The organism is Rossellomorea sp. QJM3NY_18, from assembly GCF_056173145.1.
Map to the genome: position 1 here is coordinate 4,233,474 of NZ_CM149659.1, position 14,376 is coordinate 4,247,849.

Below are 14,376 nucleotides of genomic sequence, written 5' to 3' on the forward strand. Positions count from 1 at the left end.
TACCTTTTTATTACATTTTAAGCAGATAGAAATTGAAGAGTGAAAAAAGATGTCCTGGGATAAAATTGATTCAGAAAGTGGCTAGGGATAAAAATGTCGGTGGAAGAACGTTTGTGTTGAAAACAGAAATGTCGTCTAACGACTCGATAAAAGGATAAAAAAAGACTTCAGCATTTAATACGCCGAAGTCTTATAAAGAATGAAACTATTTATTGTGCGGTATATCCGCCGTCGATGACGACCGCTTGTCCCGTTACACTCTTCGCTTGATCGCTGGACAGGAACATTGCGTAATCGGCAATTTCACTGACATCGAGCAAGCGTTTTTGAGGGACTAACGGATAGATGACCTCTTCCAGTACTTTTTCTAAAGGAACGTTGCGCGTAGTGGCAATATCTTTTAATTGTCCTCTTACGAGTGGTGTGTCAACATAACCAGGACAAATAGAATTCACCGTGATCCCGAAAGGAGCCGACTCCAGAGCCGCCACTTTCGTCAATCCGATCACGCCGTGTTTCGCACTGTTGTAGGCAGCTTTTCCAGCAAAGCCCACTAAGCCATTAATGGAAGAAACATTAATGATACGGCCAAACTTCTGTTCTTTCATGATAGGCAGAACATGTTTGATGGCTATGAAAGGGGCGGTAAGCATGATCTTGATCATAAGTTCAAACTTCGCTGTCGGGAACTCTTCAATTGGAGACACATGTTGTAATCCCGCATTGTTCACGAGTACATCGATGCGTCCATATTGTTTTTGGGCTGTGTCGATCATATTCTTGATATCTTCTTCACTCGTTACGTCAGCTTTAAGTCCAATTGCTTCATATCCAAGAGCTTTAAGTTTATCAGCAGCTGCTTTAACTCCCTCTTCGTTCAAATCTGTCAGTACCACTTTACTTCCTTTTTCAGCATAGGATTTCCCTAACTCAAAGCCGATGCCGCTTGCTGAACCCGTAATTAAAACCACTTTATTTTCTACCATTTCAAAACACTCCTTTAATTTTATATTAATCCTATACTTGCCATGATGATCCCTGCTATGACGGCAATGGTAGGGATCACAAGACCGACAATAAACACATCTTTATAACAGTCTTTATGCGTTACATTCGTAACCGCCAGAAGCGTCAATAATGCTCCGTTATGAGGCAGAATCGATGCCCCGGAAGCAATGGAAGCCATGCGATGAAATGCTTCCGGACTGATTCCCGTCGATTGAGACAGTTGGTAATAGGTGTCGCCCAGTGCCTGCATGGCAATTCCCATTCCACCTGAAGCAGAACCGGTGATCATGGCAAGGATCTGTACGATCAATGACTCAGAGATCAAGGGATTTGACGAAATTCCTAATACTAGATCCGTGATGCGGTCAAAGTCAGGTACACTCGTCACGACTGCACCGAATCCTACTGCGGCACTGGTATTGATAATGGCCATCACAGAGCCCTTTGCCCCCTCATTAATAGAAGGAATGAATTTCTTATACCTGCTCACATTAATAAGGAGAATCAGAACAATCCCTGCCAGTAAAGAAGGAATGGCGTCCAATTTGATACCGTTCAATAACAAGACAACCAAAAGTAATGGCAGCAAAGAGACGATCCAATTCGGTAAAGTTTGTTGCTCTTCATCGGACCCTGCCCCTGCTTGACTGATTTCCTTAAAGGTATCCCCGCTTGCAGCCATTTTCTTCTGCCTGCCAACGAGCCACAGGTATCCCCCGACAGCCATGATGATTGAGGATACAATTCCCATCCATGAACCTGCCATTGGTGTCGTGTGGAACGTCTTCATCGGGATCAAGTTCTGTATTTGCGGTGTTCCCGGAACAGCCGTCATAGTGAACGTAAATGCCCCCAGTACAATCGTCGGTGCAATCAGCTTTCTTGAGATATCCGCGTTTCTGAATAATGCCAGAGCGATGGGATAGATGGCGAACACAACGACGAAGAGACTCACGCCTCCATAAGTCAGTACGGCCGAAGCGACCAGCACCCCAAGAATGGCTCGCTTCTCCCCAATCATCTTCGTGATCTGATAAGCGACAGATTTTGCTGCCCCTGTATCTTCCATTAGCTTCCCGAAAACGGCTCCCAGTAAGAAAATCGGAAACCATTGCTTGGCGAAATTCACGAATCCCGACATATAAGTGTCGGTGTACGTTTCCATCAGATCCATACCGCTCATCAGCGCGACAATGCCTGCGACGATCGGTGCAATCCATATAATGGACCACCCCAGGTAAGCGAAGACCATCAATAGCACCAATCCTATTAAAATACTAAACAACTTCTTTCCACCCTTCTAAAGAAAACAAAAAGAGAGTGCACGCATTCGCACTACTCTTCAATCGTTTAAACAGTAATTATTTTGACGTAAGAAATTTTACTCTTCTCCTATTAATAAGTAAAATGAATTAAAACTATACTTATCATGCAAAAAAGTTATAGATTGAAAAGGAGAGAAACCATTGGATATTCGACAGCTTACCTACTTTAATGAAGTGGCCAAATTCAAAAGTTTTACGAAGGCTTCAAACGTTCTTCATCTATCCCAGCCCACCCTCAGTAAGATGGTACGGAGTCTGGAAGATGAACTGGACATGGAACTGATCGACCGGTCCGCACGGCAAATCGAATTGACGGAAGCGGGCGAAATCGTTTATGAACAGGGACAGGTTATCCTTGAATCTCTTGATCACTTATCGACTCATCTGTATGACTTAATGAACTTAAAGAAAGGGAAAATCAAAATCGGGATCCCGCCTTTGATTGGTTTTTTATTTTTTCCAAGCATCATAAAGGAATTTAACACATTATATCCGGACATCCAGATACAGCTGAACGAGTATGGTGCCAATAAAGTGGAGGAAGAAGTGAGGGATGGGAGGCTGGACCTTGGTGTGGTCGTCTTACCGATGGATGAAGAGCAGTTTGATGTCGTCCCCTTCGTTTCCGAGAAACATATGCTATTTGTTCATCACTCTCACCCATTGGCGGAAAAAGATTCGGTGGAAATGAACGAATTACATGACGAGGACTTCATCCTCTTCAGTGAAGACTTTGCCCTGCATGACAAAATCATTGAGGAGTGCAGAAAAGCGGGATTTTATCCTAAGGTCGCCTATGAGAGTTCACAGTGGGATTTCATAGGTGAAATGATCGGGCAAAATCTTGGCATTTCCATCTTCCCTCAATCCATTTCTAAAAAAGTGGACCAGGGAGTCGTCAAATCCATTCGCATCGTAAACCCAGTCGTTCCCTGGAACTTAGGGATCATCACGAAAAAAGGACGATATGAATCTTTTGCTGTTCGTGAGTTCAAGAAAATGCTGGATGATCGATAAAACATATAACTTTTTTGCATACTACCGATAAATTATATGTATTTTACGCATATATACTTTCAGCGTTATAGTATTCCTGTAGCAACTTAGACAGGAGGAATGGAAGATGAATCAAGACAGATATCAACACGGATTGGATAAACTGATGGAATACACACTGAACGATAACAAAGAAATCGCCACTCATCTCAAAATCTCTGAAGCACTGGAAGATATCGCTCCCGATGTGGCAAAATACATCATTGAATTTGCCTATGGTGAAATATATTCCCGAAAAGGATTGACGAATAAGCAACGCGCCCTCGTCACCATTTCCTCCCTTGTGACACAAGGAACGGAGCCTCAGCTTGAGCTCCATATCAACACTGGACTCACAGCAGGGCTTACGGAGGAAGAAATCGTCGAGAGCATCACTCATTTAATCCCATATACAGGGTTCCCACGCGTTCTTAATGCCTTAACGGTGGCGAAAAAAGTATTCGCTATCCGTCATGAAGATAAACACTGATCTAAAAAAGAGACCTGAATGAATTGTCAGGTCTCTTTTCGTCTAGATTGCTTTATTAGGCCTTTCACTTCTAATACCAACCTTACCCCTTAGCAAGGTGGATATGACGAAATTAAGGGGCTTCTGTGCATTTATATAGGGTGGTGAATGAGACTTATAACTAATAAAGGAAGAGGGGCCCATATTTCGCTGGGCACCTCTTCTTATTATTTCAATCCCTGTTTTCTTTGAGCCGTTCTATTCCAGATGATAATAACCATGATGAGAAGTAATACACAAATCCCTACAAATACAGCAATCAAAAGAGAAAGGGAAGAAGAGGATTGACTGTCTTCTTCCAATCCACCTAATCGTGCCGATTCGGATTGACTAAAAAGTTTTAGATTTACAGCTTTTGCTTTTATTGTATTGGTATCTTTTTCTTCATTGTAGAAAATTTTATCTTTCAACTCGTTCAATCCGTTGCTTGGACGCCCTTCAAAGGTCAGGTTCTTCTGTTCATCGGGAATTCGGATCTTCTGGTTTGTTGATGACTGATCATGGATGAGGTCACTATTTTTTTTGAACTTATTTTCCTGATAGTCGTTTGGAATCAATTCATTTATGCTTGTACCTGCAAAAATAGGTGAACCGAACGTCATCATTACACTGACGATGGAGGTCAGGAGCAAAAGGATTTTACCCCTCATAAGCTTCTGTTGTCTCGTCGGTTTGTTTGATGGATCGTTTATTCAACAATACCTGTAAGACGGCAAGGCCGATCACGACCAATCCCAAAACGATGACCGCTTGATTGAAAAGTGACTCCGTGCCGTATTGAATCGACATATACACAGTAGACATCGGATCTTTAAAATTGAAATTCGGCGTAGTCAAGGCTAATAGTGGTGTCACAAACAGGGTGATGAGTCCCACAGAAACAAACCAGCCCACTAAACGATGTGCCACAAAAGCCACTCTGACCAGTCCAGATGCAGCCAATAAAAGGAGAATCGTAAAGATCGTCCACTCGACTGAACGGGATTCCACCAACGGATAGATGTCCAGACCGTACAAGCTGATCACAAATCCGACAATTAGATTCAGGAGAAGAAAAATGACTCCTTGAATCCAAAGAGGGGCATTTTGAAAGTAATAACTTGTATATCCGATAAGCAAGCTGGATAACAAGATGATAAACAAAATAACGACCGGTGGAAGAACGCTCGCACTCTTCTCTTCCGGAACATCACCCTTTACATTTAAAGGATTTGTTAAGAAATCATATACATACCCATTGGATTGCCCGTCAACGAACGCATTCCCAAGGACGCTGAATACATCATCACGGATTAATTGAGTGGAAGCTACATTCGTTGCCCACTTATTATTCAAGGTATCTGCATCACTTTGAACATTGGACACATTTGATTGAAGCTCGTTCGTATAGGAAACGATTGTATTTTGACTTTCACTCACTGTATCCAGGAAGGAATGGATAGACTTGATTTCACTTCCGATTTGCTTTTGATTCCCTACTAAATCAGGGCCTGCTGCTCCTGTGACAGGCGTTGGAGCAGCTTGTTCAGGTTGCTGGATTCGATTTAATACATTTGTTGCTTCTTGATTAATCGCATTCAGGCTCTCTGTAACCTGTGATTGCTGATCATCTATGGTTTGATTGTATTCAGCAGCAAATACAGTGTATGAGTCTTGAAGTGTGATAAGGGCATCCTCAGTAGTCGGCAACCCTGTATTTAATTGTTTCCACTCCGCTTGTTCAGTCTGACTCACTTTCAATATCTCATTGACCTCATTTTTAAGCTCTTCATCCTGAAGAACGGCCGCTTTCACTCCATTCTCCGTTAACATTCCATTTAGAGTCGCTTCATACCGATCGAGGTAAGAATAGTACTGTAGAAGATCCATAAGCTTATAGTTATTAATCCCTCGGGAAAAATAGCCATATAAAGTGTTTCTTCTATTTTCCGATAAAGCGGCCGAGTTCAGGATTGAACTCTCTTTATCCTCAATTTCGGCAACGATATTCGAAATGTTGTCTGAGAACATCTCCAATTGGTTTAAGAGAACTTCATTTGTCTCTGTCAATGTCTTTACTTGATCTTTGAGTTCTTGATTTTCGGTTGTAAGAGTTTTAACCTGTTTGGTCAGTTCATCGATTTTATCAATCAATGTTTGATTATCTTTAAGAAGTCTTGATACTTCTGCCTTTAGTCTATCCACTTCAGCTTGAAGAGGGTTTTCAGAGCTATTCTTTTTCTCTTCCAACTGCGTTCTGACCTTCGAGATGCGATCATTGATCGTATGAATAGTGGTCACAGCATCCGTTATGTCTTTAAGTGTTGGTACTGTTAATTTAGTCAGTGTTTCTTTCAACGTATCAATTTCTGTTGAAATGGCCGTCAGTTCCGCTATTTCCGGTTCTAAATTCGGTGGTGCAGGAGGAGGATCATTTGGTTCTCCTGGCTCGGGCTCACCTTCCTGTGAGGAAATGACGACCTGTTGAGGTTCGGGATCCTCTCCATCTTTTGGCGGCTCTGGAATTTCAGGTGGGGCAGGTGGATTGAAGATCTCCCCATCTCCTTCAGCCAACTTATTATTAAGTTCAAAGATATTTCCTTGCAGGTTATTCAGCGTCGTTGTGTCCTGTAATTGCTGATAGAAATTCAACACTCTTTCCTGAAAAGAATAGAAGTCTTCCACTTGTCTGCCTACTTCTTCAAACCTGCGCTGCTGGAGGTCAGTAAATACCTCTTGGTTTGTATCTATATTGTTATTCAACTGGGTCAAACCTGCCGTTAAAGCCTCACTTTGTTCTGAGAAGAGTGATTTGGACTTTAAGTAACGCGGCTGCTGATTTTCAGTTGATTCGTTGATCATCTGTACGGATTGAGACTGGATATCCGCTAATAACTGCTTTTGTTTATCTTGGTATTCTCTATACTGATTCACATATTCTACGAAGCTTGAAAGGCTTTGTTCAAAGGATTCAAGTGAATTTTGCTGCTCCGGTGCCCGACTGTCCGCCTGCTGGATCGAGTTTTGAAGGTTTGATAGCATCGATGTCTGCTGTTCGATCTGGCCAGCGAGATCCTTTGAGCTAGGTTTATAGAATGCCAGCATCGTTTCTTGGAACGTCTGTTCTTTTTGTAAAATTTCATCGAATTCTGCCCGGATATTCTCCATATCCGCTGATACATAGTTCCAATAAAGGGAGGACATTTTATGATTGACCCTTTTGGTGGCTTTTTCGATTTCCAGCTGGACCTTTTCCTTATTTACGGCATTCAGTTGGCTTTGGACTTTAAAATTCAAGTTTGTCTTTTCCGGTCTTTCTTCATCATATGTCATGACTTTGTCAGAGAAGTCCGAAGGTATATAGACCACTGCGTCATATTTTGAACTTTGAAGACCGTTTTCTCCTGCACTTCTGCCAACGACTGTCCATTCAAAGGATGATTGATCCTCTAGTATGGACGTCACATCCCCACCAAATGACAAGGGATCCCCATCTACTTCTGTCCCTGCATCTTCGTTCACAATGGCAATGGCTTTAGTGGCGTTTTCTTTTACCTTCAGCGGGTTTTCACCTACTGAACGGAAGAATAGAAGAGGAGTTGCAAGAATCATCATGACCGCTAATAAAAGTTTGAACAGGCTTACCTTCTCTGTCATGCGTGTACTTTCCTTTCCGTTACCATAAGTGGTATTTGAATTTTTATTTCTTTTCCATTCTCAATATAATAACCAAAACCAGGCTGGATTTCCGGCTCTCTTCGGTCATAGCTGAGAGTGAATAGAGTTTGTTCAGATTTTTTCATCAATACAAGCGCTTGTCGAATTTGCTTCATTTCAACCGTCAATGTATCGTAGCCTTTCGTTAACTCACTGTTGTTTCCTGAAACGATCACACAGAAGCCTAAATGACTAAAATTTTTCATGCACTTCACAATTTTGTCCTGGAGAAGGGGATCCAGATTTTGCAGGAATCTTGCATACCCGTCCACGATCAACATTACAGGAGAGAAGGATGGGAGAGTGCTTCCCTTTTGAATGGATAAGTTATATTGCTCTTCTCTTGAACTGAATAACTCCTCCACTCTGTTAAGCCACATGGAAATATGCTCTTTGTTTTCCATATATACAACCTTTTCTTCCCTCATCAAATTCGATAATCCCCTGTCTATGGAGTCGAAGATCGCTATATGTTCACTGTCCTGTAGGAGTGCTGTGTTGGCTAATACTTTCAACACATTCGTTTTCCCTTTTTGTGCCTGTCCCAATACGAGGCAATGCTTTGTTTTCTTGAAGTTCACATACACTGGTTCAACCGTCTCTTCATCCAGCCCGATCGGCAGCAGGCCAGCTTTCCTTCCTGAATCCGTGTACTGGGTGAAGTTGACCATGGTCAGTTCTGTCGGCAGCATCGGCACCGGTTTAGGTGAAGACAAGCCTTTATATTTCTCTTTTAATAACTGAATATCTTCTTTCAACAGATTCAGCTGTTCATAATCATCCTTCCCTTCAGTAGGAAGGAAGACTTGGGAGAAGTAAGCCGTGTCTTTCTTAACGATGGCCCTTCCCGGAATGGCTTCCGGGGAAAAAGGTAACCTCCCTAACATCGTATAAGCCTCTGAACTGTCCATTAAATAGTGGACAATTTTCGTTTTGAGATTATTCATCAACGACTGTCGTACAGAATTTACTCGTGTAGCTGTAAAATACATATATACTCCAAGCGATTGGCCGTCCCTAGCAAACTGATTGATCTGCGTTTCAAGCTCCTGCATTTCTTCTTTGACCAGATCAAAATTATCAATGGTCACGAATAAAAGAGGAAGTTTATCTTCACTTACAGTGTTATACATTTTGATTGAACTGACCTCTTGTTTTTGGAACAGTTGTTTTCTGCGTGCCAGTTCATCGTCTAAAATCCCAATGAACTTCTCTATTTTCCTCTCCTCATCAATCAGGAAGTAATCTGCCGTATGAGGCAGTTGCTTCAGTGGCAGCAATCCGCCATTCCCGAAGTCGAGAAGATAATAATGGATCTCTTCCGGGGTAAACTGTGTAGCCATACCCATTAATAACGTAATGAGCGTTTGGGTCTTCCCGTACCCGGATGAACCGAAGATACCGACATTTCCATCCTCAATCACCTCATAATGATAAGGGGTTTGGCTCTGTTTCTCCGGTTCATCCACCATCGAGAGGAGGATTTTATTCTCCTCAGTCTGGGCGAATCCTGTTCTGTAAATCCGATTGGACAATGGAGGGAGCCAAGGACTGGATAACTTTTTCAAGTCCATTTGATTCTGTAACGCTTCTATCCGATCGACTACAGCGTCAATTTCACTGGTCATGTCTTTTTGACTGCCGGGATTTGTCGATACTTCTGATAAAGGAATGAGTCCGAGATCCGTGACGATCGCCACTTCATCTTCTGCTTCAAAGGACTCCTCCTGGTAAGGGGCACCGCTCCAGGCTGATTGGAATAAGTCATACACCTCATTGTTTCCAACCTGCAGGTATCCCCTTCCTGTCACCGTCAGGGAAGCAGCATCCCCGTTTTTGAGGATTTCACGGCTGTCCTCTGTGTTTTGCACTTTCAATGCTACTCTGAAACGGGCATTACTCCAGATTTGATTGTCTATGACACCGCCCGGCTTCTGGGTGGCCAGAATAAGATGAACCCCCAGGCTACGACCGATACGGGCTGCACTGACCAATTCTTTGATAAACTCCGGCTCTTCACTCTTTAATTCCGCAAACTCATCCGAGATCAGGAATAAATGAGGAAGGGGCTCTTCCGTTTTCCCTTGTTTGTAGAGGCGGGTGTAGTCGTTAATATGATTCACTTCATAACGGTCGAATAAGCGCTGTCTCCGTTTCAACTCACTCTTAATGGAGGCAAGCGCCCTGGTACTGAAGTTCTTACTTCCCTCGATGTTGGTGATCGTCCCTAATAAGTGAGGGATGTTCTTGAACGGTTGAGCCATTCCGCCGCCCTTATAATCGATTAACAGAAACGCTACTTCATGGGGATGGAAGTGAACCGCTAACGATAGAATATATGTCTGCAGGAATTCACTCTTACCTGATCCGGTCGTTCCTGCAAGTAATCCGTGAGGTCCGTGTGCCTTTTCATGCAAGTTAAGTTCAACTATATCTTCCTTACCTTTTAAGCCTACAGGCACAGCCAGCGACTTAGCTGATTCTCTCGATAGCCAATTTTCTTCAATCGGCAGTTGATCCACATCCCTTACCCTGAGCATGTCGAGGAAAGACACGCTTGCAGGGATCGAGTTGGTCATCCCGATCTGATGGTTGAGGGTTCGCAGGGTTCTGGCATATTTCTCATTTCCATCATGCTCATACCCATCCATAGTGAAAGGGATCTTTACGGCTTTTTTATCTTGAATCAGGATATCCCCTTCGTTGTCATTAATATAACGGACAAGGGTGTGAACATTATCTGATAGGCTTTCTTTTGCCTCTGCCGCGAATATGACAGACATCCCCAAGTGTCCATACTCCCCTTCCAGGTATTCAAGGATCACATGGTCAGAAATAAGCTGATGATTCGTGATGACAAAGACGAAATGAGGAGCATATCTTACCTTTTCTGAATCTTCATCTATATCTCTTTCACGCAGGATTTCATAAATGGAGGAGAGGATTTGATCCCTCGTTTTCTCATTGTAAATAAACCCTTTTGCAAAGGACTGCGGTAATTGAAAGTGGGGTAACCATTTCATCCACTCCCAATCCTTATACTCTTCTTCATGAAAGATGGAGATGAATCGTACATCATGGTAACTATGAAAGAACGTCAATTGGCCGATAAGCTGGTGAATCTCGTTTTTGTAGACGGATTCTTTCCCAATCAGACCAATTGCCCCTTTATGAAGATCGGCAGTTACCGGTAATTGTTCGATTTCCCGATAGGCCTCTTCTAACTTCTGTGACTCCTCCAATAGCTCATCCATTTCACGATTGGACATATCGGAAGAATTCACCGAAATACTGTAACTGGCAGGTAACTTCCCCCTGCCCAACCGGAACTGCAGGAAGTCGGGACTTTCGATCGTTCTCTCCCAGAGCCTGTCCGATAGTTGCTCTGTAAGATATTTCATCCTTTCAAAAGAAGGGAAATGAAATTGAAGGACGTCAGATTGTCTCTCCGCAAGGGATTGAAGCTCTTCCCTTTTATTCTCTAAATATTGAGTATAGATGCGTTTTCTGCGTTCCTGAGATTTCTTCTTGCTGCTTTTATCTTTGAAGAACTGGACGGTCGATGTTACAAGGGTGGTGGTGAACATGACCATCGAGATGATGATGAATATCCCCCTCGGGATTACAATGGCTACAATTCCCATGACGATCAGCATCATGAGTGGAGGAAGGATAATTAACCACAGACTCCGGTTTGTATCACTTGATTCCTGACTCGGAAAGGACAATTGAACTTTTTCATCCGGCAGATCGTAAACCATCCTCGGGGTACGGCGGTAATTGGGATATTTCTTCTGCATCTCGGACAACGGTCTCACAGTCTCCACCAACGAAGTCTGATAGTCTTCAATACTATGTATCTCGATTAAATCATCCTCTAACAGGGTAACGGATAAGAAAGCAGTAAATAGAATGTCACCTGTTTGGAGCTTCTGTTTTCCTGTAACCAGGTGACCATTTAGATAGAGAGAAGAAGAATCACCTGATTCCACTATCCATCCACCATCGGAATCCTTATACCAGAAGCAGCTTGCTTCCCTGTTCCCGTATGGATGATGAATCGTTGCTTCAGGTTCCATCGTCGACATCCTGATTTCTTCTTTATGTCCTATATAATAGATTTCAGCCTTTGGTTTGAATGAAGTGATGATGATATGCAGCTCATTATCCTCAAGCCGAACGCAATGATCACTGCCTGGTTCAAGGATGCTTCCTTCCTCCCCTTCGTGATGAAGATGGAATGTTGATCCGGAATACTCTATTTCAATAGCTGATGGCAAGGATAAAATAGTGATCGTATCTTCTATATGGGGACCTAGTGTAATTTTTTTGTTTTCATCCTTCAAAAGGATTGTTTGATAATAATGGTCGTGAAAAACCCATAGGGCATACATGTGTTCACCCCCCTGTTAGTTTGTTTTTTTCTTATCATCTTTTGTTTTTGATTCTGAAGGTTCAGATTCTGCTCCGTCCGTATCCGGTTCCGCTTTTTCTTCAGCCTGCTGCGGTTGCTCCAGTGACTCAGTTGGCTGTGAAGTTTGTTCCTCTTCCAATGCCTTCATTTCTTCTTCATATTCAGCAATTTCACTTTCTATTTCATTTAATTCCTGTTGTCTTTCTTCACTATCAAGGTCTCCGTCAGCCTTCACTTGTTCCCTGTATTTCAAGAGTCCAAATAGGATCAGGTCACGGTCTTCTAAGAAACGGGCTGTTTCCAACGCTTCCTTCGCCTTCCCTCTTCCGATATTAATCCAATACTCATAATATAGAGGATCTGATTGAAGCGAGACCGTGTTACGCACATTTTCCTTTTGATCCTCGGTCAAGGATTCATTAATGATATAGGAAAGGGCAAGCTGGTATTGAGTGACCTTGGGTATTTCGTCAATTTCGTATGGTTGGAGCTCCGTCACAACGTCACTATATTTTTCAAGCAGGAAACTCTCCTGCGCCGCTACAACCCTGTCCTGCTTTGGATTCATGAAGAAAAGAGAATAAATGGAATAAAGGATTGCTGGGACTAAACATATAGAGACCCCAAGGAGAACATACCGATTGACCTTCCATTTCTTCTTGCTGACCTTCACGTACAAACGTTCAGATTTTTTGGCCTCTGCGATGGAATGATTCAACACTCCACTTAATTCCTGCAAGCTACCTGCTTCCAGAATAGCCTTTGTAAGAGAAGATAACTTCAATGTTCCATTGAATTTTAAGTAGTCCTTGAAACTATGCTGTGAATCTACAATGGCTGCTACTGTGGCTTTCGTTTCTTTAAGCAGCAGCTCTTGGTCTCTTTCGTATGGGGGAAGACTCTCTTTCACACCATAGTGAATGAAATGAGGTGTCATTCCCTGGTCAAATACAATGTTTTCGGGACATATAATGAGGTGGAGGCGTGACAGTGTATGTCTTTGAATTTTCTGCACCAACTGATAAGCAGTCATCAAACGTTCTTTCTCATTTGCCTTTAATTGAGGATGAAACGAGAAGGACTCCGGTACGGTATTCACCATGCATAATTCATCATTTTCCATGGTGATTTCTCTTTGAATGGAAGGGGATAACTCCTTTAGGAAGCCGATCTCCGTTACGTCATCCAATTTAATCTTCTCTTTTTGAAAAATCAGCGTGATACGATGATCTTTTCTATGTATTACGGCTTCCAGCTTTTCTTGTAAGTAAGATCCACTATTTTGTGCCATTCTATTGGTCTCCTTTATAAAATTTCAATTCGATCTCCTGTGTGGATCCCTGCATCAACAAGCCGCATATTGCCAGGAACCACTTTGTGCTTGTTGGCAATCCGGATCCAATAGCCATCCCTGGTTTCAGCCGTAAGTTTTTGGGACTGCCATACAAGATCAATCAGTTTTTTTACAGTATGATAATTTGATAGTCTGAGATCGAAAGAACTCTCATCATAACGATTAAGATCAATGGTGATTTCTATATACATGTCCGGGTTCACCTCATAAGGAAGGAGCGCCCCACATAATGATAAGCGCTCCTTCAGGTTTAAAATGGATTGGGATAGACTTATCCGCGAATTTGATTAGCGATCTGAGCATCTGCATCTTCAAGAGACTTGGCTGTGCTGGTCAACTGCATAGAGATGTCTTCAAGAAGTTGTTGCATTTGCAGGAATGAAGGACGAAGTGTTTGATATTGCTCACCGAACGCACGGCTTGATTCACCTTCCCACATACCTTCCAACTCAGATATCATATTGTCAAGGCGTGAAATCTGTTCACCAACTTGGCTGCTTTCGCTTGTGTATCGGTTTGACATACTAATCAATTCTGCTGGGGTAACACGAATAATTCCTGACATGTAATTCCTCTCCCTTAGTTAAAATTGGTGGTAATCATCTATTTCAAATCAGAATACCCAAATAAGAAACATGAAATCAACTAAACTATGTAACCCTTTTTTACTCAATATCCTTAAAATTACAATTGTTTCCACACTTCCAATATCATACTATTATAAACATACATATAAACACAATTTTTACAGGAAAAAGGAAACTTTATAACTACAGGAATAATCAATTACAGGTCATTTGATATAAGATCCACTATCATTTATTAGGTAAATAGTACGAAAACAATTACTATCGGCTCCCCAGTATTCATGAATCTGGAGAATAAAGATTGGATAATCTTATCAAATAGTTACAAGTACTTACTATATATCCTTATTTTTACTTTAATAAACCGCATTTTTAATAAAATTTTCTTATATAGAATTTTTTTAAAAAGATTCATTTAGCACCTAAAA

The 14,376-nt window shown here is 42.1% G+C and carries 10 protein-coding genes; 2 read left to right on the forward strand and 8 right to left on the reverse strand.

All coding sequences use genetic code 11. The annotated features are described in order from the left end of the window. Positions 1-209: 209 nt before the first annotated feature. Positions 210-986 (reverse strand): 3-hydroxybutyrate dehydrogenase, encoded by a 777-nt coding sequence (locus AC0VXY_RS21750; protein ID WP_435988881.1) that lies wholly within the window; start codon positions 984-986, stop codon positions 210-212. 20 nt (positions 987-1,006) lie between these two features. Continuing rightward, entirely contained in the window at positions 1,007-2,293 is a 1,287-nt protein-coding gene (locus AC0VXY_RS21755) for a GntP family permease (protein ID WP_475526523.1), read from the reverse strand. A 181-nt stretch (positions 2,294-2,474) separates the two neighbouring features. Between AC0VXY_RS21755 and AC0VXY_RS21760 the strand changes: the two genes are divergently transcribed. Both AC0VXY_RS21760 and AC0VXY_RS21765 read left to right on the forward strand, forming a co-directional pair. Beyond that, positions 2,475-3,350 carry a LysR family transcriptional regulator gene (locus AC0VXY_RS21760; protein WP_475526524.1) on the forward strand — a complete coding sequence of 292 codons (876 nt, stop codon included), beginning with the start codon at positions 2,475-2,477 and terminating at the stop codon, positions 3,348-3,350. A gap of 106 nt (positions 3,351-3,456) precedes the next feature. Beyond that, complete coding sequence (locus AC0VXY_RS21765; protein ID WP_475526525.1) at positions 3,457-3,858, forward strand: carboxymuconolactone decarboxylase family protein; 402 nt, start codon at positions 3,457-3,459, stop codon at positions 3,856-3,858. A 206-nt stretch (positions 3,859-4,064) separates the two neighbouring features. On the opposite strand, the gene essA is transcribed toward AC0VXY_RS21765, so the two are convergent. The 6 genes from essA to AC0VXY_RS21795 all read right to left on the reverse strand — a co-directional run bounded on the left by essA (position 4,065) and on the right by AC0VXY_RS21795 (position 13,926). Next, complete coding sequence (gene essA, locus AC0VXY_RS21770) at positions 4,065-4,547, reverse strand: type VII secretion protein EssA (RefSeq protein WP_475526526.1); 483 nt, start codon at positions 4,545-4,547, stop codon at positions 4,065-4,067. After that, complete coding sequence (gene esaA, locus AC0VXY_RS21775) at positions 4,537-7,533, reverse strand: type VII secretion protein EsaA (RefSeq protein WP_475526527.1); 2,997 nt, start codon at positions 7,531-7,533, stop codon at positions 4,537-4,539. Before esaA ends, essA begins: the two co-directional genes overlap by 11 nt. Continuing rightward, complete coding sequence (gene essC / locus AC0VXY_RS21780) at positions 7,530-11,987, reverse strand: type VII secretion protein EssC (protein WP_475526528.1); 4,458 nt, start codon at positions 11,985-11,987, stop codon at positions 7,530-7,532. Before essC ends, esaA begins: the two co-directional genes overlap by 4 nt. 15 nt (positions 11,988-12,002) lie before the next feature. Continuing rightward, a complete protein-coding gene (gene essB / locus AC0VXY_RS21785; protein WP_475526529.1) occupies positions 12,003-13,298 on the reverse strand; it encodes a type VII secretion protein EssB in 1,296 nt (431 codons plus the stop codon). 14 nt (positions 13,299-13,312) lie between these two features. Further along, positions 13,313-13,552 carry an ESX secretion system protein YukD gene (gene yukD / locus AC0VXY_RS21790; RefSeq protein WP_435988873.1) on the reverse strand — a complete coding sequence of 80 codons (240 nt, stop codon included), beginning with the start codon at positions 13,550-13,552 and terminating at the stop codon, positions 13,313-13,315. Between the two features lie 80 nt (positions 13,553-13,632). Next, positions 13,633-13,926 (reverse strand): WXG100 family type VII secretion target, encoded by a 294-nt coding sequence (locus tag AC0VXY_RS21795; protein ID WP_034764875.1) that lies wholly within the window; start codon positions 13,924-13,926, stop codon positions 13,633-13,635. Positions 13,927-14,376: the final 450 nt, after the last annotated feature.

Coding starts and splice junctions, on each gene's coding strand:
- AC0VXY_RS21750 (WP_435988881.1), bottom strand. CDS start 986: ATGGTAGAAAATAAAGTGGTTTTAATTACGGGTTCAGCAAGCGGCATC.
- AC0VXY_RS21765 (WP_475526525.1), top strand. CDS start 3,457: ATGAATCAAGACAGATATCAACACGGATTGGATAAACTGATGGAATAC.
- essA (WP_475526526.1), bottom strand. CDS start 4,547: ATGAGGGGTAAAATCCTTTTGCTCCTGACCTCCATCGTCAGTGTAATG.
- esaA (WP_475526527.1), bottom strand. CDS start 7,533: ATGACAGAGAAGGTAAGCCTGTTCAAACTTTTATTAGCGGTCATGATG.
- essC (WP_475526528.1), bottom strand. CDS start 11,987: ATGTATGCCCTATGGGTTTTTCACGACCATTATTATCAAACAATCCTT.
- essB (WP_475526529.1), bottom strand. CDS start 13,298: ATGGCACAAAATAGTGGATCTTACTTACAAGAAAAGCTGGAAGCCGTA.
- yukD (WP_435988873.1), bottom strand. CDS start 13,552: ATGTATATAGAAATCACCATTGATCTTAATCGTTATGATGAGAGTTCT.
- AC0VXY_RS21795 (WP_034764875.1), bottom strand. CDS start 13,926: ATGTCAGGAATTATTCGTGTTACCCCAGCAGAATTGATTAGTATGTCA.